General features: G+C 65.8%; 16 protein-coding genes and 3 tRNA genes. 9 read left to right on the top strand and 10 right to left on the bottom strand.

Annotated features, from left to right (window positions below; translation table 11 throughout):
* Positions 1 to 26 precede the first annotated feature (26 nt).
* From VVD47_RS08410 to VVD47_RS08400, 3 genes are all read right to left on the bottom strand, one after another.
* Positions 27 to 1,439, bottom strand: a complete 1,413-nt coding sequence (locus tag VVD47_RS08410) for a DEAD/DEAH box helicase (RefSeq protein ID WP_327602954.1) — start codon at positions 1,437 to 1,439, stop codon at positions 27 to 29.
* 74 nt (positions 1,440 to 1,513) lie between these two features.
* Positions 1,514 to 2,587 (bottom strand): 23S rRNA (cytidine(2498)-2'-O)-methyltransferase RlmM, encoded by a 1,074-nt coding sequence (rlmM, locus tag VVD47_RS08405; protein WP_327602953.1) that lies wholly within the window; start codon positions 2,585 to 2,587, stop codon positions 1,514 to 1,516.
* A gap of 78 nt (positions 2,588 to 2,665) precedes the next feature.
* A complete protein-coding gene (locus VVD47_RS08400) occupies positions 2,666 to 3,073 on the bottom strand; it encodes a hypothetical protein (RefSeq protein ID WP_327602952.1) in 408 nt (135 codons plus the stop codon).
* A 166-nt stretch (positions 3,074 to 3,239) separates the two neighbouring features.
* Here VVD47_RS08400 and VVD47_RS08395 point away from each other — a divergent pair, with 166 nt between their 5' ends.
* From VVD47_RS08395 to VVD47_RS08385, 3 genes are all read left to right on the top strand, one after another.
* Positions 3,240 to 3,884: a transglutaminase-like cysteine peptidase gene (locus VVD47_RS08395; RefSeq protein WP_327602951.1), complete on the top strand. Its 645-nt coding sequence runs from the start codon at positions 3,240 to 3,242 to the stop codon at positions 3,882 to 3,884.
* Positions 3,881 to 5,863 (top strand): bifunctional diguanylate cyclase/phosphodiesterase, encoded by a 1,983-nt coding sequence (locus VVD47_RS08390; protein ID WP_327602950.1) that lies wholly within the window; start codon positions 3,881 to 3,883, stop codon positions 5,861 to 5,863. The genes VVD47_RS08395 and VVD47_RS08390 overlap by 4 nt, the downstream gene beginning before the upstream one ends.
* 100 nt (positions 5,864 to 5,963) lie before the next feature.
* On the top strand, positions 5,964 to 6,941 hold the full coding sequence (locus VVD47_RS08385; protein ID WP_327602949.1) for a serine/threonine protein kinase: 978 nt from the start codon (positions 5,964 to 5,966) through the stop codon (positions 6,939 to 6,941).
* Positions 6,942 to 6,967: 26 nt separating this feature from the next.
* Here the strand turns inward: VVD47_RS08385 and VVD47_RS08380 are convergent, their stop codons facing one another.
* The 4 genes from VVD47_RS08380 to VVD47_RS08365 all read right to left on the bottom strand — a co-directional run bounded on the left by VVD47_RS08380 (position 6,968) and on the right by VVD47_RS08365 (position 9,921).
* A complete protein-coding gene (locus VVD47_RS08380; RefSeq protein WP_327602948.1) occupies positions 6,968 to 7,906 on the bottom strand; it encodes an Lnb N-terminal periplasmic domain-containing protein in 939 nt (312 codons plus the stop codon).
* A 180-nt stretch (positions 7,907 to 8,086) separates the two neighbouring features.
* Positions 8,087 to 8,163: transfer RNA gene (locus tag VVD47_RS08375), tRNA-Arg, on the bottom strand.
* A gap of 51 nt (positions 8,164 to 8,214) precedes the next feature.
* A tRNA-Ser gene (locus VVD47_RS08370) sits at positions 8,215 to 8,307 on the bottom strand.
* A 498-nt stretch (positions 8,308 to 8,805) separates the two neighbouring features.
* Positions 8,806 to 9,921, bottom strand: coding sequence for a cupin domain-containing protein (locus VVD47_RS08365; RefSeq protein ID WP_327602947.1), 1,116 nt, complete (start codon positions 9,919 to 9,921; stop codon positions 8,806 to 8,808).
* Between the two features lie 58 nt (positions 9,922 to 9,979).
* Between VVD47_RS08365 and rlmD the strand changes: the two genes are divergently transcribed.
* Positions 9,980 to 11,278: a 23S rRNA (uracil(1939)-C(5))-methyltransferase RlmD gene (rlmD, locus tag VVD47_RS08360; RefSeq protein WP_327602946.1), complete on the top strand. Its 1,299-nt coding sequence runs from the start codon at positions 9,980 to 9,982 to the stop codon at positions 11,276 to 11,278.
* Positions 11,279 to 11,346: 68 nt separating this feature from the next.
* Here rlmD and VVD47_RS08355 read toward each other — a convergent pair whose 3' ends face one another.
* A complete protein-coding gene (locus VVD47_RS08355; protein ID WP_327602945.1) occupies positions 11,347 to 12,027 on the bottom strand; it encodes a Bax inhibitor-1 family protein in 681 nt (226 codons plus the stop codon).
* A 187-nt stretch (positions 12,028 to 12,214) separates the two neighbouring features.
* On the opposite strand from VVD47_RS08355, the gene tal reads away from it, so the two are divergent.
* Together tal and VVD47_RS08345 are read left to right on the top strand one after the other, a co-directional pair.
* Complete coding sequence (tal, locus tag VVD47_RS08350) at positions 12,215 to 13,297, top strand: transaldolase (protein WP_327602944.1); 1,083 nt, start codon at positions 12,215 to 12,217, stop codon at positions 13,295 to 13,297.
* 25 nt (positions 13,298 to 13,322) lie between these two features.
* Positions 13,323 to 13,412 (top strand) — tRNA-Ser (locus VVD47_RS08345).
* Between the two features lie 95 nt (positions 13,413 to 13,507).
* Here VVD47_RS08345 and queD read toward each other — a convergent pair.
* The gene (queD, locus tag VVD47_RS08340; protein ID WP_327602943.1) at positions 13,508 to 13,963 is read right to left on the bottom strand and encodes a 6-carboxytetrahydropterin synthase QueD; all 456 of its coding nucleotides are present in this window, start codon (positions 13,961 to 13,963) and stop codon (positions 13,508 to 13,510) included.
* Positions 13,964 to 14,088: 125 nt separating this feature from the next.
* Positions 14,089 to 14,382, bottom strand: coding sequence for a helix-turn-helix domain-containing protein (locus tag VVD47_RS08335; protein WP_327602942.1), 294 nt, complete (start codon positions 14,380 to 14,382; stop codon positions 14,089 to 14,091).
* A gap of 361 nt (positions 14,383 to 14,743) precedes the next feature.
* Here VVD47_RS08335 and VVD47_RS08330 point away from each other — a divergent pair, with 361 nt between their 5' ends.
* The 3 genes from VVD47_RS08330 (at position 14,744) to VVD47_RS08320 (ending at position 18,483) form a co-directional block, all read left to right on the top strand.
* Positions 14,744 to 15,973, top strand: coding sequence for an aspartate kinase (locus tag VVD47_RS08330; protein WP_327602941.1), 1,230 nt, complete (start codon positions 14,744 to 14,746; stop codon positions 15,971 to 15,973).
* A 179-nt stretch (positions 15,974 to 16,152) separates the two neighbouring features.
* Positions 16,153 to 16,893, top strand: a complete 741-nt coding sequence (locus VVD47_RS08325) for a FadR/GntR family transcriptional regulator (protein ID WP_327602940.1) — start codon at positions 16,153 to 16,155, stop codon at positions 16,891 to 16,893.
* 117 nt (positions 16,894 to 17,010) lie between these two features.
* Positions 17,011 to 18,483, top strand: coding sequence for an NAD-dependent succinate-semialdehyde dehydrogenase (locus VVD47_RS08320; RefSeq protein ID WP_327602939.1), 1,473 nt, complete (start codon positions 17,011 to 17,013; stop codon positions 18,481 to 18,483).
* Positions 18,484 to 18,486: the final 3 nt, after the last annotated feature.

The raw sequence follows: 18,486 nt of genomic DNA, 5'->3' as shown, positions 1-18,486 counted from the left end.
CCAGCCGATGGCTGGCGACAACAGCCTTACTTGCGGCCGGAGCCGCCGAGCAGGAAGGCGACCGGAGCGTTCGCACGCTTGCCGGCTTCCGGCTTCACCGGCTTGGCGTCGGCCGCGCCTTCGCCGTTCGCGGTGCCCTCGTAGGGGCGGCTGAAGTCGAAGCCGTCGGCCGCGACCATCGAGGTCTTCGGCGTGGGGCGGGGCGTATAGCGCGCCTCGCTGCGGGGTTCGCTGCGCGAGGGGCTGGATTCGCGGCGCGGGCGGCGGCGCGGCAGGTCGTCGGGCGAGGTCGTGGGGCCGAAGCCTTCCACCACTTCCTGCGGAATCTTCAGCTTGATCAGCTTTTCGATGGCGGACAGGCGGATCTGTTCTTCCGGCGCCACCAGCGACACCGCCGTGCCCTGCTTGCCGGCGCGGCCGGTGCGGCCGATGCGGTGCACGTAGTCTTCCGGGTTCGGCGGCAGCTCGAAGTTCACCACCGAGGGCAGGTCGTCGATATCGAGGCCGCGTGCAGCCACGTCGGTGGCCACCAGCACGCGGATCTCGCCGCTCTTGAATTTCTCCAGCGCCTCGGTGCGCTGCTGCTGGTTCTTGTCACCGTGGATGGCGTCGGCAAGGATGCCTTCGCGTTCGAGGTGGCGGGCCAGCCGGCTGCAGCCGAACTTGGTGCTGACGAACACCAGTGCCTGGCCGATGCCGTCACCGCCGACGCCCAGCAAGTGGGCGAGCAGATCGCGCTTCACGCTGGTGGACACCGGGTGCACCACGTGGCGGATGGTTTCGCTCACGGTGTTGCGGCGTGCGACTTCGATGAGCTGCGGATTGCGCAGCATGCTGTCGGCCAGCTTCTTGATCTCGTCCGAGAAGGTGGCCGAGAACAGCAGGCTCTGACGCTTTGCCGGCAGCAGGGAGATGATGCGGCGGATGTCGGGAATGAAGCCCATGTCCAGCATGCGGTCGGCTTCGTCCAGCACCAGCATTTCCACCTGCCCGAGCTGGATGGACTTCTGCTCCACGTGGTCCAGCAGGCGGCCCGGGGTGGCGACGACGATCTCGACGCCACGGCGCAACTCGGCGAGCTGCGGCTTGATGTCCACGCCGCCGTAGATGCACACGGAGCGCAGCGGCAGGTACTTGCTGTAGGTCTGTACCGATTCGTGCACCTGCATCGCCAGTTCGCGGGTCGGGGCGAGCAGCAGGGCGCGAACCGGGTGGCGTGCCGGCGAGGTGCTGGTGTTGGCCCAGGGCGTGAGCTTGTTCAGCAGGGGGAGGGTGAAACCCGCCGTCTTGCCGGTGCCGGTCTGGGCCCCGCCCATGACGTCCTGACCCGCCAGCACGACCGGAATGGCCTGGCGCTGGATGGGGGTCGGTTCGGTGTAGCCCGCATCCGCAACGGCTTTCAGCAGTTCGGGGATCAGGCCCAGCTCGGCGAAACTCATGACATTCCTTGGACAGCCGGCGCCAGGACGGCACGCAGCAAAGCCCGTGATTGTACCCTACATCAAGGACTTAGCTAAGCCGCCGGCCCCAGATAAGCGGTGATTTCCTCGCGGTCGTGGTACAGGTGGCGCATGCGCAGCACCCAGGGCTGGCCGGTGTCGGCCAGCCGTCCGGCGAGGATCTCGCGGCAGCGCTGCACTTCGTCGAAGCGTTTCTTCATCGGCAGCTTGAGGTTGAAGATGCTGCGCCGGCAGCGGCCGCTGGCCACCCAGTCGCCGATCAGGGCGGCGACACGGGCGGGTTGCTCCACCATGTCGCAGACCATCCAGTCCAGCTTGTGCGGCGGCCGCCAGGTGAAGCCGTCGGCGCGGATGTGCTCCACCAGACCGGTTTCCAGCACCGAGTCGGCGATCGGGCCGTTGTCGATGGCGTACACCCGCAGGCCGCGTTCGGCCAGTTGCAGGGTCCAGCCACCGGGCGCGGCACCGAGGTCGCAGGCGCGCAGGCCGGGGCGCAGGCTGGCCTCGCGCTCGCGCTCGGTCATCAGCGACAGGAAGGCTTCCGCCAACTTCAGCGTGGAGCGGCTGGGCGCGGCGCGCGGCATGCGCAGGCGCGGAATGCCCATCGGCCAGTCCGCGGCATCGTCGGCCGGGCTGAGGCCGATTTCGACGCTGCCGGAGTCCTCGAAGAACAGGTGCAAGGTGGGCGCGCCGGGCTTCTTGCTCATGACGCCGGTCTTGTCGAAAGCGCGTTCGAGATGCGGCGCAAAGCTGCGCAGGAAGCTGGACAGTTCCTTGGCCTCGTTGGTGTCGGCGGTTTCGAACCACACCCGGCCGGCCTTGATGCCGCGCTGCTTGACGGCATCGAGGATGGGCTTGACGCGGTCTTCCGCCGGCAGATGGTCGACGCGCGCCACCAGCACGATGCGCTGGCGGGGAAAGACCCAGTCCTGCCAGGGCAGGCGACGGGCGACCTCGTCCCAGGGCAGGGCGTCCTGCAACTGGAAACGCAGGAATCCGGCGTCCGGCTGGATGCGGCCGTGGCCGCTCAGGCCGGCCTGGTGGGCGAGGTGGCTCGCCTCCGCGAGGCATTCGTTCTCGAAGCCGGCGCGGCAATACAGCAGCAGGGCGTGTCCGCTCGTGGACATGGCGGGGCGGCGGGGTGACAAAGGAAGCGCGCATGATAAGCGCGCGGGCCGCCCCCCGGGAGCGGCAGGTGCGTGTGGTCAGCTGCCGCCGGTGCGGCGCGGGCGGCGGCGGGAGGCCGGCTCGCTCGCTGCCGGTTCGCTGGCGGCTTCCTCCGGTTCGGCTTCCACTTCCTTGGCGGCCTGCTTGCGCAGCGGCATGCCGGCGCCCGGCAGCTCGGGGCGGATGGATTCGATCTTGTTCTCGGTCATGTAGTCGTTCATCTCGCGCCAGCCGGCGAAGACGGCGGACTTGGAGGCCGAGGGATTCATCGTGAAGCAATCCTCCAGCGCCCGGCCGGAATGGCGGCAGGCACTGCCGATGGCCTTGCCTTCGGCTTCGACACGGGCAGCTTCCTTGGCGGGGTCCTCGATGCCGAGCAGCTCACAGCCGCTGAGGCCGATCAGCAGGAGGAGGGAAAGCAGGGTGCGGTATGCGGTGTGGAACATGGGAAGCAATTCGTGGGAATCGTGGAGTCGTGAATTCGTGGAGTCGTGAAATCGTGGAAAGCAGTGCCGGGAAATAAGGTGTCGTGGTCGCCACATGAAGTTACGTCACCCGCAGCGTCCGACTTGAGCATTCAACCCCGGCTTGCCGTCTGCCGTAATTGAAGGGATGAATCCGCCGCGCATCCTGATGACCCTCGGTCTGGCCATGTGGGCCTGGGGGGCGCAGGCCTATCTGGCCGAGGCCAGCCAGCGTCTCGTGCAGGCCATGAGCCAGCGCTTCGGCCCGGCAGCGGGCGAACGCGTGCTGGCTTGGCAACGGGCTGCGCGCAACCTGCCGGCGGCCACCGATCCTGCGCTGATCGAACGCAGCAACGCGCTGGCCAACCGTGTGCCCTATGCCGAGGACATCAACGCCTGGCATGTCGACGAGCACTGGGCGACGCCGGCAGAGTTCGTGGCCCGCAACGCCGGTGATTGCGAGGACTACACGATTGCCAAGTACTTTTCGCTGCGCGAGCGCGGGGTGGCTGCCGACAAGCTGCGCATCGTGTACGTGCGGGCGAAGCTGCGCGACCGCATCGACAACCACATGGTGCTGGCCTACTACCCGCAGCCGGAGGCGGACCCGCTGGTGCTGGACAACCTCGACCCGCGCCTGCTGCCTGCCTCGCAGCGACAGGACCTGAGCCCGGTGTTCAGCTTCAACGACGAACACCTGTGGCGCGACGGCCAAGCCACGGCCGGCGGTGCCAGCCAGGTGCGCCGCTGGCGCGAGTTGCAGGAGCGGGTGCGTCGGGAGCAATCGCTGTGAGCCACCGCGCCAGCGCTGCCAGCCCCACCCTGCACGGCCAGTTGCTGCGTGCCCTGGCGGCCATCTTCACCCTGGCGATCGTCGGCGTGTTCGTCGGCCAGTGGCTCGGCACGCGGGCGTTCGTGCAGGCACAGCTCGCCTCCCACGCGCAGGACGCCGCCACCTCGCTGGCGCTGGTGCTGGGCCAGACCTGGAAGGAGGGCGATGTCGTCACCGCGCGCGGTGTCGCCTTGCCGGTGTTCGACCGCGGCTATTACCGGCGCATCGCCATCCGCGATGCGCGCGGCGCCCTGGTGGTGGAACTGCGGCTTGCCGAGGACGAGGCGGTCGACGTGCCGCGCTGGTTTGCGAAGCTGGCGGCCTTGCGCACGCCGCGGGCGCAGGCGAAGGTCTCGTCGGGCTGGCGCATGCTCGGCCATGTCGAGGTGGAGAGTCATCCGCGCTTTGCCTACGTGCAGTTGTGGAACGGCAGCCTGCAGACGGCAGGCTGGCTCATCGCGCTGTGGGGCCTGGCCTGGTGGGGAGCCAGTCGCTGGCTGCGGACCCTGCTGGCGCCGCTGGCCGAGGTGGCGGCGGCGTCCATCGATGCGTCGCAGCGGCGCTTCCGCCTGGTGCAGGTCCAGCCGAGGGCACAGGAGCTGCAGCGTTTCGTCGCGGGCTTCAACCAGCTCGTCACGGCCACGCAGCGCAACGTGGCCGAGGAGGAGGCGCGAGCCGAGCAGTTCCGGCGTGAAGCGCTGAGCGACGCGCTGACCGGCATGGCCAACCGTCGTGCGCTGAATCTGGTGCTGGCAGAACGTCGTCATGAGGCCGATCTGTGGCTGGCCCTGATCGAATGCCGCGGCGTGGAAGTCGTCAACCGTGCGGCCGGGTTTTCCGCCGGCGACGCGCTGATCCGCGAGCTCGCGGCCGACGTCGCGGAAGTGTTCACAGACGGGCGCCACGCGCGCATCGGTGCGGCGACCTTCGCGGTGCTGATGAGTGCCGAGGACGCCGTCGTGCCGGAGGGCCTGAGCCTGAGCTTGCTGACGCGTTTCGATACGCGGCTGGCAGCCGATGGCGGTCGCCTTGTGGATGCCGCCATCGGCTGGACGCCCGTCAATGCACGCGAGCCGTCCGAGGTGCTGGCCGCGGCAGACCTGGCCTTGCAGCAGGCGCGCAGCCAGGCAGGCCGGCACTGCCGTGTCGACGCGCTGGCCAGCGAGTTGGTCAGCTCCTTGGCCAATGAAACTGCCGAGGTGTCCGGCGGTGGCCGCTGGGCGGTGCTGCTGCGCGAGGCGCTGGCGCATGACCGCCTGGTGCTGATGCTGCAGCCGGTGATGGCGCTGGATGCCGGGCAGATGGACCAGGTGCTGCATCGCGAAGTGTTGACCCGCGTGCTCGATGCGCAGGGGCGCGAGGTGGAGGCCGCGCGGTGGTGGCCGATGGCCAGCCGTTTCGGTTTGCTGCGCGAGCTCGACGAGCAGGTCATCAGCCTGCTGGCACGCGAGCCGGTGGATCTCGATGCACCGCCGTACGCGATCAACCTCAGCTTCGCGAGCTGGAGTCGCGATGACATCGGCGAGCGCCTGGAGCTGTGGCGCCTGCGCCTGGGTGACCATGCGGTGCTGTTCGAATTGCGCGAGGACGATCTGGCCCATCACCGCGACGCTGCCCGCAACTTCGCCCGGGCCGCGCGCATGGTGGGCTTCGGTGTGGGCATCGACCGCTTCGGCGTGTCTGATGGTGGCCTGGCGATGCTGCGCGACATGCTGCCGGACTACGTGAAACTGGATGCCAGCCTGGCCGAGGACATCGAGCACGATGCAGGGCGCTTCCTCGTCGAGGCCATCGTGCGTGTCGCCCGTATGCTGGAGGTGCCGGTGCTGGCGCATTCCTTCGGCCGGCGGGATGCTGCCGCGGCGCTGGCAAGGCTGGGGGTGCAGGGTGCGCAGGGCTATGCACTGGGGCCGCCGCAGCCGGTACAGCCCGCCGGCTGATCGGAGGATGCGCGGAGGGTGCACGGGGAGCGCATGAAGGAATGTCCGGGTCGTCCGGACAGTGGCGTGTAACATCGCGACTCCCTTCGGAGCTGCCGCCTTGTCCGCCATTCCCTACGCCACCCTCACGCCTGATCTGGTGCTCGATGCCGTCGAGGCCGCGGGCCTGCGCGTCGATGGCCGCCTGCTGGCACTCAACAGCTACGAGAATCGTGTCTACCAGGTGGGGCTGGATGAAGGCGGCTTTGTCGTCGCCAAGTTTTATCGGCCTGCGCGCTGGAGCGACGCAGCGATCCTCGAAGAACACGCATTCGCGCGGCAGTTGGCCGAGGCAGAGATCCCTGTCGTCGCGCCGCTGTCGCTCAATGGCGCGACGCTGCTTGCGCATGAAGGTTTCCGCTTCGCTGTCTTTCCACGCCGTGGCGGACGCAGCCCTGAACTGGATGACGGGGACGTGCTGCAATGGATTGGCCGCTTCATCGGGCGCATCCATGCCATCGGCGCGGTCGAGCCTTTCGGTGAGCGCCAGCGCCTGGATACGCGGAGTTTCGGCTACGCGGCGCGTGACTACCTGCTGGCGAACGACTGGTTGCCGCCCGAATTGCGCGAGCAGTACGCCAGCATCTCGCAGGCGCTGCTGAATGAATGCGACGCGGCCTTTGAGCGCGCAGGCGCCTTGCGGTCGCGACGCCTGCATGGGGATGTGCACCTCGGCAACATTCTGTGGACCGATGCCGGTCCTCACTTCGTCGATCTCGATGACGCCTGCACTGGCCCCGCGGTCCAGGACCTGTGGATGCTGTTGTCCGGCGAGCGCGCGGACATGGGCCTGCAGCTATCGGAGTTGCTGACGGGCTATGAGGACTTCTGCGAGTTCGATCGCCGTGAGCTGCATCTGGTGGAAGCCCTGCGCGCCCTGCGCCTGATGCACTACGCAGCCTGGCTGGCACGGCGCTGGGAGGATCCGGCCTTCCCGGCGGCATTCCCCTGGTTCGGTGCGGGACACTACTGGGCCGGGCATATCGCGCAACTGGACGAGCAGGTTTCGCGCGTCGCGCAGGAGCCGCTGTACGTCTAGACCTCCGCCGCCTGGTGAGGCCGGCCTCAGCGCATCTTCACCGCGGGCAGGCGGGCGCGGATGCGTCGGGAGAAATCCTCCGCGCCGTCCGCCGCGCGTGCGGTCGCGGTGATGTCGCTGCGTTCCTGCAGCTCCGCGTAGGACATGTCGGTATCCACGAAGCCTTCCTCGTAGAGCATTTCCGGCAGATGCGCATTGGCGTAGAGGCGCCAGTCCCATAGCTTGGAAACGCCGAACACGTGCAGCACGTTGTCGAAGATCACTGTCGTGCAGTTGGTGGTGAAGGCGTTGTACCAGCGGGGCCGGGCCGCGAGGGCATTGATGTCCTCGATGTAGCCCATCAGCAGGCGGCGCGCGCCTTCCCGCTGTCCCGCGATGGCGTACAGCCGCATCGTCTCGCCACGATGGCCCGTGCGCACGCCGATGACGTCGCGTTCATCCGCCACCACGTAATACAGCTCGTACTGCCGGAAGAATCCGAGCAGGGCTGAATAGGATTCGCCGCGCTCCTTGCGGGTCTCGATCGAAATCGCCAGCGGCGGCCCGTCCGCGAAGCGCCAGCTCATGATGGTGTGGGCGATGTGCTTCGGCCCCCAGTTGGACAGGTAGATGTCCAGGCCCACGATCTTCGACAGGTCGTAGCGGCGGGTCTCCCAGCGCTCCTCGAAATCCGTATCGTCCGCGCCGTGGTAGCGGAAGTCGCGCACGTTCTCGATGGTCAGCATGTGGCCGTCGAGCTGCGCACGCGGCAGCCGGGCCACGTCGGGCTGCCAGCCGCGTTCGTTGCTCGGCGTGAGATGAAACCACCAGACGAGGACGCCAGCGATGATCAGCCCGTTGGCAAGAAGCGCGTAGCGGAACGGGCGTAGCCAGGTCAGCAGGCCGATCATCACCAGCCCACACACCACGCCGGGCCATGGCGCGAACTCTCCATCGATGGAGAGGGCTGCGACCGCCCAAAGCATGGGCAGCAGCAAGCAAAGCGACGCAATGGATCGGAGCAGGAGGCGGCTGCGGCGAGTCATGCCCGCATCATGCGCCCGGTGGCGCTTCTCGCAAATGCCGGGCCGCATTTGTCGTCATGACGAACTCCGGCGCGGCAAAAAGAAAAGGCCTGAACCGTGGTTCAGGCCTTTTCGGCATTCTGGCGCGCCCGGAAGGATTCGAACCTCCTACCCCTTGGTTCGTAGCCAAGTACTCTATCCAGATGAGCTACGGGCGCACAGCGAAGAGGCGAGACTATAGTCTAGTTTCAACCTCTATGCAAGGTTCTTGGCGGAGAGGAAGGGATTCGAACCCTTGATGCAGGTTTTGCCCGCATGCTCCCTTAGCAGGGGAGTGCCTTCGACCTCTCGGCCACCTCTCCAGTCAAGAGGCGGCATCTTAGCGTCAGAGGGCGATACCGTCAATTCAAGCGTGTTGCGCAATGCAGCGCGATCGTGGCACATGTCCGCATATCGCTGCATTCAGCAGCAGGCAACAAAAAAGCCGACCCGTGGGTCGGCTTTTCTGCGAATGCGCAACTGATCAGTTGGCAGCCGGAGCGGAAGCGTCAGCCGGGGCCGAAGCGTCAGCAGCCGGGGCAGCTTCCGGAGCGGAAACTTCCGGAGCCGGGGCCGGAGCAGCTTCAGGAGCCGGAGCAGCGGCTTCGGGAGCCGGAGCCGGAGCGGCTTCTTCTTGCTTGCTGCAAGCGGACATGGCCAGGGCGATCAGGGCGGCAACGAGGAGAGACTGTTTCATTCTTGGTATCCCTTGCGAAAAATTGGCAGTAGCTGGAGTGAACCTAATATCTTGATCGGTCAAGACTAAAACCGACGCAAGAGTATATCAAACAGATGAGAACGATTACACGTCGGACGTTGTATCAAGTGCCAGGCTGGCGGATATGGATAAAACCGCAGCTATACCACTCGTGCAATAACGACTGTGATTCGTCGTCCAGGTCAGCCGGCGGAACCAGCTCACGCCGGTCTGCCAGTTGCTTGAACGCGGGGTTAACGCTTATTCCTGGCTCGCCGTTGACATGAATTTCGCCGGCCGCGTAAAGAATCTGGGTGCGCCGGTCCAGCCGCAGGCCATGACGTCTGGCTTGCGCAAGGAAGCGCTTTTCACTCAGCGGTTCTTCGGGTGGATCAAAGAAGACGTGTGGCTTGGGTTCGGACAGGTATTCGCCGAGGAAACGGGCGACGTCCTTTCTCGACCAACAGATCTTGCCCAGCATGTCGGTGACCTGGTCGATCATCGCGTCGGGAATCCGGCCGGGCTGCCGTGCCAAGGCAAGGTCCGGATCGGCGTACATGCCGGATAGCTGGAGGTTTTCGGACAGCCAGCCGAGGAACTCCGTGCCCAGCTCCTGCGCGGACGGCGCGCGGAAACCGATCGAGTAAGTCATGCACTCGCCGATCGCCACGCCGTCGTGGGCATAGCGTGGCGGCAGGTAGAGCATGTCGCCCGGATCGAGCACCCATTCCTGGGTGGGCTTGAAGTGCTTCAGGATCTTGAGCGGCGCATCTTCCACCAGCGTCAGGTCGCGTTGTGCGCTGACCTGCCAGCGACGCTGGCCCATGCCTTGCAGAAGGAAAACGTCGTAGGAATCGAAGTGCGGGCCTACGCCGCCGCCATCGGTGGCGTAGGACACCATCAGGTCGTCGAGCCGCGCATAGGGAATGAAACTGAATTGCTGCAGCAGTGCGTCGGCATCGTCGCGCAGCAGGTTCAGCCCCTGCACCAGCGTCGTCCACGGCCCCTTGCGCGGGAAATCGCGTGGCTGCATCGGTCCGCGCAGCAGATCCCACTGGTTATCGCGCTGGAAGATGAGCCGCGATTCGGCGTCCTCGTCGCAGGCGAGCTGGCGGACTTCGGCAGGGCTCAGCAATCCGCTGAAGCCGGGGATCGCGTTGCGGACGAGTAGCGGCTTTTTCTGCCAGTACTCCCTGAGAAAGTGTTGCGGCGTGATGCCGCCCAGAAGTATCTGAATCATTGCGGGATTGTACTGTCGGGCCTGCTAAAATCCGGCCCTTTTCGCGTTGAGCACCACCATGCCGCAAGCCGTCATCGAATCCCTGGACCACGAAGGGCGCGGGTTCGCCCGTGTCGAGGGCAAGGCCATCTTCATCGAAGGCGCATTGCCGGGTGAGAAGGTCGAGTACTCGAGCTACCGCAAGCGGGCCAGCTTCGAACACGCGACCTTGAGCCGGGTGCTGAAGGAAAGCAGCACGCGCGTGACGCCGCGCTGCAAGCATTTCGGTACCTGTGGTGGTTGCAGCATGCAGCACGTGGATTTCGGTGCCCAGGTGGCTGCCAAGCAACGGGTGTTGGAGGATGCGCTGTGGCACATCGGCCGCGTGAAGGCGGAGGAGCTCTATCCGCCGATCTATGGCCCTGCCTGGGGCTATCGCTCGCGAGCGCGCATCGGCGTGCGCCTGGTGCCGAAGAAGGGCGGCGTGCTGGTGGGTTTTCACGAGAAGAAGAGCAGCTACATCGCCGACATGGACAGCTGCGAGATTCTTCCGCCGCATGTGTCGCGCCTGCTGCTGCCCCTGCGCGCGCTGGTGGAAAGCCTGTCCGTGCCGGATCGCATGCCGCAGATCGAGATTGCCGAAGGCAGCGACCGCACGGTGCTGGTGTTCCGCAATCTGTTGCCGTTCACCGCGCAGGACGAGGCCCGGCTACTCGCGTTCGGCGAGGAGCATGGCGTATCGATGTGGCAGCAGCCGGGTGGCCCCGACACGGTGCGGCCATTGCGCACCGACGAGTCGCATTTCCTGCGTTACACGCTGCCGGAGTTCGATCTGGCGCTGAACTTCCGGCCGACCGATTTCACGCAGGTCAATGTGGACATCAACCGCTTGCTGATCCGGCGCGCGATGAGCTTGCTGGACCCACAGCCCGGCGAGCGGATCGCTGACCTGTTCTGCGGGCTGGGCAACTTCAGCCTGCCGATTGCGCGTCGCGGCGCGCACGTGGTGGGGGTGGAGGGGAGTGCGGCCCTGGTCAAGCGTGCCGAAGAGAATGCGGCACTGAACGGGCTGTCGGATCGCAGCGAATTCAAGGTGTCGAATCTTTTCGAGGCGACGCCGGAGAGCCTGGCTGCGCTGGGCAGGCTGGACAAGTATCTGATCGACCCGCCGCGCGAAGGCGCAATCGGGGTGGTGAAGGCGCTGACTGACGACGCACCGCAGCGCATCGTGTATGTGAGTTGCAACCCCGCGACCCTGGCGCGCGACGCTGCCGTGCTGATTCTTGAAAAGGGCTACCGTCTGCGGGGCGCAGGCGTGGCCAACATGTTTCCGCAGACCTCGCACGTGGAGTCGATTGCGCTGTTCGAGCGCGTCTGACGGATTTGCCGCGCCGATAAAAAAAGCCCGCGCATTGCGCGGGCTTTTTTTATCGGGTGGCTGCCGGCTTATTCGCGGTCGCCGCCGAAGATGCCCAGCAGGGACAGCAGGGTCTGGAAAATGTTGTAGACGCTGATGTACACCGACAGGGTTGCCGTCACGTAGTTGGTCTCGCCGCCGGTCACGATGCGGTTGATGTCATACACCAGCCACGCGCAGGACAGGGCCAGGACCACGACCAGCACGGTGAGGGTCAGCGCCGGGATCTGGAAGAAGATGTTGGCGACGATGGCGGCCAGTGCCAGCAGGGTGCCGATGGTCAGGAACTTGCCCATGCCCGACAGATCGCGTTTCGTCGTGGTGGCCACGGCCGACAGGCCGAAGAACGCCACCGCCGTACCGCCGGAGGCCAGCGCGATCAGCGAAGCTCCGTTGGCGTAGCCCAGGATGGAGCCGATCAGGCGCGACAGCATCAACCCCATGAAGAAGGTGAAGGCGAGCAGCAGGACGACACCGACGCTGCTGTTCTTGAACTTCTCGATGGCGAACATGAAGCCGAAGGCCACGGCCATGAAGATGACGAAACCCATCAGGCCCGTCAGCTGGAAGCCCATCTGCACACCGGCCCAGGCACCCAGGATGGTGGGCAGCATGGACAGGGCCAGCAGGCCGTAGGTGTTGCGCAGGACGCGGTTCTGGCCACTGCGGCGTACGTCCAGCGTCGTCGAGTTCATCATGCGTTGTTCCATCTGTCTCTCCAAAAGGGCGGGGAAGGTCGCGATCTTCCCGCGATGCAGGCTAAGACCGCGCGACCTTGCAGCGGTTCCGAAGCGGCATGCTACCTCAAGCCGCTGTCGGGCTGTCACCGTCGCGCGCAATCTGCGTGAGGCATACTGGACGGCCGATTGCAGCCCCGACGATGGGTGCGGAGATGAGATGAGTCGAGTAAGCGAAATTGCCCGCCACGGGCAGCAGATCTGGTTGGACTCCTTGTCCCGGGAGTTGCTGGCCTCCGGCCGCCTGGCGTCCCTGATCGGCAACGACGGGATTGCAGGACTGACCTCCAATCCGGCGATTTTCCAGCAGGCGATCGCCAGGGATCCCGCCTATGGGGCGGCGCTGAAGGCGCTGCCTGCAGCGCTGAGCGAGCCCGAGGCACGATTCGAGGCGCTGGCCTTGCCGGACATCCGCGCGGCCTGCGACGCATTCACCCCGCTGTACGAGCAGAGCGGGCGCGACGCGGGTTACGTGAGTTTCGAGGTGTCGCCTTCGCTGGCCCACGATGCCGGCGGCACGGTGGCGGCTGCGCGGCGCCTGTGGGGCGAGATCGCGCGGCCCAACCTGATGATCAAGATTCCTGCGACGCCTGCGGGTGTCGAGGCCGCCCGCCAGTGCCTTTCCGAGGGCATCAACGTCAATGTGACGCTGATGTTCTCGCCGCAACACGTGCTGGACGTGTTCGACGCCTACGACGCCGGGCTGGCGCGTCGTCTGGGCGGCGGTGGAGACGTCGGGCAGGTGCGTGCCGTGGCCAGTGTGTTCGTGTCCCGCGTCGATACGCGGCTCGATCCCCTGCTCGAGAAAGCGGCTCCCGAGCTTGGCGGCAAGATCGCCATTGCTTCGGCGAAGCGGGCCTACGCGGAGTGGCAACGACGCTACCAGCGCGAAGGCGAATTCGACCAGTTGCGCGCTGCCGGGGCACAGCCTCCGCGCCTGTTGTGGGCCAGTACGGGCACGAAGAATTCCGCCTACCGTGATGTGCTGTATGTCGAAAGCCTGATCGGGCCGCATACCGTCAACACCGTGCCGGAGGCGACGCTGAATGCCTTCCGCGACCATGGTGAAGCGGCCAGCCGCCTCGCAGACGGACAGGAGGAGGCGCTGGCATCGCTGGCCAGCCTGCAAGGCCTTGGCATCGATCTCGACGAGCATTGCCAGACCTTGCAGCAGGAGGGGCTCGGACAGTTCGAGCAGGCGTTTGCGGCGCTGTTGGCACAGGTGGGCGGCCAAGTGAGCTAAACTTGCGCCCCGCGTCAGGCGGTACGGAGGTGTGGCAGAGCGGTTGAATGCACCGGTCTTGAAAACCGGCGATGGTGAAAGCCATCCGTGAGTTCGAATCTCACCGCCTCCGCCAGTCCGGCGACGGAACAAAAACAAAAGGCCCTCCCGCGGGGCCTTTGTCATTTGTGCTCCGGCCGGTTGCTGAGCGACTCGGGCGGCGAAGGCAGGTCAGCCCGGAAACATCGCGCGGGTGGCGTCGGCCCAGCAGTTCGGCGTTTCGTAGAGCCGGACCTGCTCGAGCGTCAGGCGCTTGTCGCCGATCTGCGCGATGCGTCCGGCCAGCAGGCGATAGGCTTCGGCGGCCAGGTTCTCGGCGGTCGGCACGACGTCCAGAACCACGGTGCGGTGATCGGGCAGGCTGTCCAGGAAGCTGCGTATCGCCGTATCACCCTGGTATACAAGGAAGGCGTGGTCCCAGCGATCCACGATCACCTCGCGCATGACGGCCTTGACCTCGGAGAAGTCCAGCACCATGCCATTGCGCGGGTCACCATCGCGCAGTGTCACATCGCCGGCCACGGTCACTTCGATGGCATAGCGATGGCCGTGCAGATGGCGGCACAAGCTGCGGTGATCGGGAATGCGATGGCCGGCATCGAATTCCAGGCGGCGGGTGATCAACAAGTGGAATACCTTCGGGGCTTCGCGGATGAATCGGGCATACACACCGGGTGGTGTGCGAGGCGGGATTGTAGCGGCCCGCCGCGAAGCTTGCCCGCTCCGGGCAGGAGCGGGCCATACGGCAGTGCTTACTTGGCCTTCTTGGCGGCCTTGGCGTCTTTCTTGAGGGACTTCAGCAGCTCGCCCTTCTGGCTGCGGAGATACTCGATGACCTCGATGTCTTCCTTCTTCAGCTTGTTGATGTCGACCTGTTCGACATGCACCAGGCGGAGCAGGGCTTGCACGGGGCGCGGGATGTTGCGGCCGCTTTCATAGCGCGAACCGCCGCTCTGCGTGACGCCGATCTTGGACCAGAACTGCGACTGGTTCAGACCGAGCTTGCGACGCAGCTCGCGCACATCGAGATTTTCAATCGTTTTCATGAGTCAGTCCTTCAAGTGTGGTGAGGTGGGCTCCTTGACAGCGAGCGCGGCAGACGGCGCAGGGGGTAGGCTGACCGATAAGCCACGGTGCGGGCCTGCAAAATTATAAAAAGCAGACCGCGCACTCCTATAACTTTAGTTATAGCTAAGTCCAGTATAGATCAATATTTCCATAACATACAAGCGCGCAAACCTTGGCCTCACGGGGGGTTTACGCCAACTTCGTCACGAATTTCACAAGTGCTTCCGCGGGGTAGAACAACAAGCTTCAAGGCGTGCCGGAGGGGAGGTCGGCGCCTGACGTCGGTCCGTGATCCGGGCTACAATGGAGGTTTTCCAAAATTCGGGATTGCTTGACGGTATGGCGTTGATTGTCCAGAAATACGGCGGCACCTCCATGGGCACGCCGGAGCGCATCAAGAACGTGGCACGCCGGATCGCGAAGTTCCAGGCGCAGGGCCATCAGGTGGTCGTCGTTGTATCGGCGATGAGTGGCGAGACCAACCGCCTCATCGGCCTGGCTAAGGAAATCCAGGCCCAGCCCGATCCGCGCGAACTCGACGTGGTGGTGTCCACCGGCGAGCAGGTCACCATCGGCCTGCTGTGCATGGCGCTCATCAACATGGGCCTGAAGGCACGCAGCTACACCGGCCCGCAGGTCCGCATCCTGACCGACAGTTCCTTCACCAAGGCGCGCATCCTCAAGATCGACGAGGACCGCATGCGCAAGGATCTGGAAGAGGGCAGCGTGGTGGTGGTCGCCGGCTTCCAGGGCGTGGATGACGCCGGCAATCTGACGACGCTCGGTCGCGGCGGTTCGGACACCACGGGTGTCGCGCTGGCTGCCGCGCTGCGTGCGGACGAATGCCAGATCTATACGGACGTCGACGGCGTCTACACCACCGACCCGCGCATCGTGCCGGAGGCCCGCAAGCTCGACACCATCACTTTCGAGGAAATGCTCGAGATGGCGAGCCTGGGCTCCAAGGTGCTGCAGATCCGCTCGGTCGAGTTCGCCGGCAAGTACAAGGTCAGACTGCGGGTGCTTTCCAGCTTCCAGGACGAAGGCGAAGGCACGCTGATTACATTCGAGGACGATATCAAGATGGAACAACCGATCATTTCCGGCATCGCGTTCAACCGCGACGAAGCCAAGCTGACCGTGCTGGGCGTGCCCGATCGCCCCGGCATCGCCTACCAGATCCTGGGGCCGATCGCCGACGCCAACATCGACGTCGACATGATCATCCAGAACGTCAGCCATGACGGCACCACCGACTTTTCCTTCACCGTGCCGCGTGGCGAGCATGACCGCGCGCTCGGCATCCTCGAAGGCGTGAAGGCACACGTGGGCGCACGCGAGCTGCGTGGCGACCGTTCGATGGCCAAGGTGTCGGTGGTCGGCGTGGGCATGCGTTCGCACGTCGGCATCGCCAGCAAGATGTTCCGCACGCTGGCCGAAGAGGGCATCAACATCCAGATGATCTCCACCTCCGAGATCAAGATCTCGGTGGCCATCGACGAGAAGTACCTGGAGCTGGCCGTGCGCGTGCTGCACAAGGCTTTCGAGCTGGACCAGGTTCCGGCCTGAGCGTCACCTCACTCCGGAAAAGGCGGCCCTCGGGTCGCTTTTTTGTTGACCTCCGCTTGCTGCAAGGCCAGGCAAGGCCTAGGGGTTTTCTCGTACTTGTACGACAAGGCCGCACTGTTAAGGTGTCTTTACACAGACCCCCGCTGGCGAAGGGGGGCGGAGACAGGACAGGGAGTGTCATGAATCATCGTGAGGCGGCGGCGACGGGACGGCAACGGGACAGCCTGAGCAGCATGGCCGCACGCGAGCTGGCCGCTCGCATCGATGGCGGCAGCCTCAAGCCCGGCCAGCGCCTGGCGACCGAGCGCGAGCTGATGGCCGAGTTCGGGGTAAGCCGCACGGTGATCCGCGAGGCCATGTCAATGCTGCGCAGCTCCGGCCGGATCGCAACCCAGCAGGGGCGCGGAGCCTTCGTGCTGGGCTCGCCGGCGGCGATGGGCTTCGATCTGCCGGAGGCCGACGCAACCAGTTCGCGCGACGTGCTCTACATCATGGACATGCGCCTGGGGCTGGAGACAGAAGCTGCCGCGCTGGCCGCGGTCCACCGGCAGGAGTCCGATCTCGTCGCCTTGCGGGATACGTTGCGCAATATCGAACAGAGCCCCACGCATGTGCCCCGCCTCGATGTCGAGTTCCACCTTGCGGTGGCGCGTGCGACGGGCAACCCGTATTTCGTGAGGGTGCTGGACAGCATCACGCCGCTGATGGTGCCCCGCGTCCGCGTCGACCTGTTCGGCGCCGACGTAGCAGCGCGGCGCGCGGTGCTGCAGGCCGTTAACTTCGAGCACCAGCAAGTCTGCCGGGCCATCGAGCGGCGCGATGCCGAAGCGGCCCGCGCCGCCATGCGCCTGCACCTTGCCAACAGCCGCGAGCGGCTGGTTCGCCTGCTCGAGTTTGCCGGCGAGACGATCGCGGCCTGACCACCGCACTGTTCTCCTACTTTCCTGAAGTCCTACGGCCGCATCAGAGCCATCAGCCTTGCCCCGCGTGCGAGGGCGCGCTAAAACGGAAGCCCGTACGCCGCCCGGTTGCGCCCCATGCATGCACGCCTGTCCTCGCTCGCTCGCCCCGATCTCCTGAAGAACGCCGCCTTCGTTGGCGGAGAGTGGCTGCAGCGCGAAGATTCATTCGTCGTATCCGACCCGGCGACCGATACGCAGGTGGCGCGGGTCGCCAATGCTTCCGAGGCCGACGCCAGCGCTGCCATTGCGGCGGCACAGGCGGCCTTGCCCGCATGGCGTGATCTGCCGGCACGGGAACGTTCCGCGATCCTGCGGCGCTGGTACGAGTTGATCATCGCCAACCGCGACGACCTTGCGACCCTGATGACGGCCGAGCAGGGCAAGCCGCTGGCCGAGGCACGTGGCGAAGTCGGCTACGGTGCGGCCTTTGTCGAATGGTTCGCGGAAGAGGCACGCCGCATTGAAGGCGAGCTGATCGCCACTCCGCAGCGCGACCGCCGCCTGCTGGTGTTGCGGCAGCCGGTCGGCGTGTGCGCGGCGATCACCCCGTGGAATTTCCCGATCGCGATGCTGACGCGCAAAGCCGCCCCCGCGCTGGCCGCCGGCTGCACGGTGATCGCCAAGCCGGCCGAACAGACACCGCTATGCGCGCTCGCACTTGCGGTCCTCGCGCAGGAGGCCGGCATGCCTGCGGGCGTGCTCAACGTGCTGCCTGCCGACGCCGAGCGCTCGCTGGCGATCGGGAAGGTGCTGTGCGACAGCCCCGTGGTGCGTCACCTGTCCTTCACCGGCTCCACCGAAGTGGGGCGGATCCTCATGGCGCAATGTGCGCCCACCTTGAAGCGTCTGTCGCTGGAGCTGGGCGGGCACGCGCCCTTCATCGTCTTCGATGACGCCGACATCGACGCTGCGGTCGAAGGCGCCATCGTGTCCAAATATCGCAACGCGGGCCAGACCTGTGTCTGCGCCAACCGTTTCCTGGTGCACGCCAAGGTGCATGACCGTTTCGTCGACAGGCTGGTGCAACGGGTTGCCGGCATGAAGGTCGGCAACGGCTTCGACGACGGGGTCGAACTGGGGCCGCTGATCGACGACGCAGGGGTCGCGAAGGTAGAGCGGCACCTCGCCGACGCCTTGCAGCACGGCGCGCGATGCGTGACCGGCGGCCAGCGCATCGGCGGCCGCCTGTTCTCTCCGGCGGTGCTCACCGGCGTGACGCCGGAGATGCTGGTGTCGCGCGAGGAGACCTTCGGTCCCGTGGCGCCGGTGATGAAGTTCCATGACGACGCTGAGGCGATCCGTCTGGCCAATGCCAGCGAATTCGGACTCGCCGCCTACTTCTACAGCCGCGACATGGCGCGGGTGTGGCGCGTTGCGGAGGCGCTGGAATACGGCATGGTCGGCATCAACACCGGCTTCATCTCGCACGAGGTGGCGCCTTTCGGCGGCATCAAGCAGTCCGGTTTCGGACGCGAGGGGTCGCGGCACGGAATCGAGGAATATCTCGACATGAAATACCTGTGCCTGGCCGGGCTGGACGCGGGCTGAGGC

This window comes from Uliginosibacterium sp. H1, assembly GCF_036017065.1.
Lineage (GTDB): Bacteria > Pseudomonadota > Gammaproteobacteria > Burkholderiales > Rhodocyclaceae > Uliginosibacterium.
Note: the sequence above shows the minus strand (reverse complement) of the source record. Positions and strands in the feature narration are given on the sequence as shown.

What these genes read in the sequence shown, in the direction of transcription:
- VVD47_RS08355 (WP_327602945.1), bottom strand. Translation starts at nt 12,027, where the DNA reads ATGGAACAACGCATGATGAACTCGACGACGCTGGACGTACGCCGCAGT.
- rlmM (WP_327602953.1), bottom strand. Translation starts at nt 2,587, where the DNA reads ATGTCCACGAGCGGACACGCCCTGCTGCTGTATTGCCGCGCCGGCTTC.
- VVD47_RS08400 (WP_327602952.1), bottom strand. Translation starts at nt 3,073, where the DNA reads ATGTTCCACACCGCATACCGCACCCTGCTTTCCCTCCTCCTGCTGATC.
- VVD47_RS08365 (WP_327602947.1), bottom strand. Translation starts at nt 9,921, where the DNA reads ATGATTCAGATACTTCTGGGCGGCATCACGCCGCAACACTTTCTCAGG.
- VVD47_RS08380 (WP_327602948.1), bottom strand. Translation starts at nt 7,906, where the DNA reads ATGCTTTGGGCGGTCGCAGCCCTCTCCATCGATGGAGAGTTCGCGCCA.
- VVD47_RS08325 (WP_327602940.1), top strand. Translation starts at nt 16,153, where the DNA reads ATGAATCATCGTGAGGCGGCGGCGACGGGACGGCAACGGGACAGCCTG.
- VVD47_RS08395 (WP_327602951.1), top strand. Translation starts at nt 3,240, where the DNA reads ATGAATCCGCCGCGCATCCTGATGACCCTCGGTCTGGCCATGTGGGCC.
- rlmD (WP_327602946.1), top strand. Translation starts at nt 9,980, where the DNA reads ATGCCGCAAGCCGTCATCGAATCCCTGGACCACGAAGGGCGCGGGTTC.
- VVD47_RS08335 (WP_327602942.1), bottom strand. Translation starts at nt 14,382, where the DNA reads ATGAAAACGATTGAAAATCTCGATGTGCGCGAGCTGCGTCGCAAGCTC.
- VVD47_RS08410 (WP_327602954.1), bottom strand. Translation starts at nt 1,439, where the DNA reads ATGAGTTTCGCCGAGCTGGGCCTGATCCCCGAACTGCTGAAAGCCGTT.
- VVD47_RS08320 (WP_327602939.1), top strand. Translation starts at nt 17,011, where the DNA reads ATGCATGCACGCCTGTCCTCGCTCGCTCGCCCCGATCTCCTGAAGAAC.
- VVD47_RS08330 (WP_327602941.1), top strand. Translation starts at nt 14,744, where the DNA reads ATGGCGTTGATTGTCCAGAAATACGGCGGCACCTCCATGGGCACGCCG.
- tal (WP_327602944.1), top strand. Translation starts at nt 12,215, where the DNA reads ATGAGTCGAGTAAGCGAAATTGCCCGCCACGGGCAGCAGATCTGGTTG.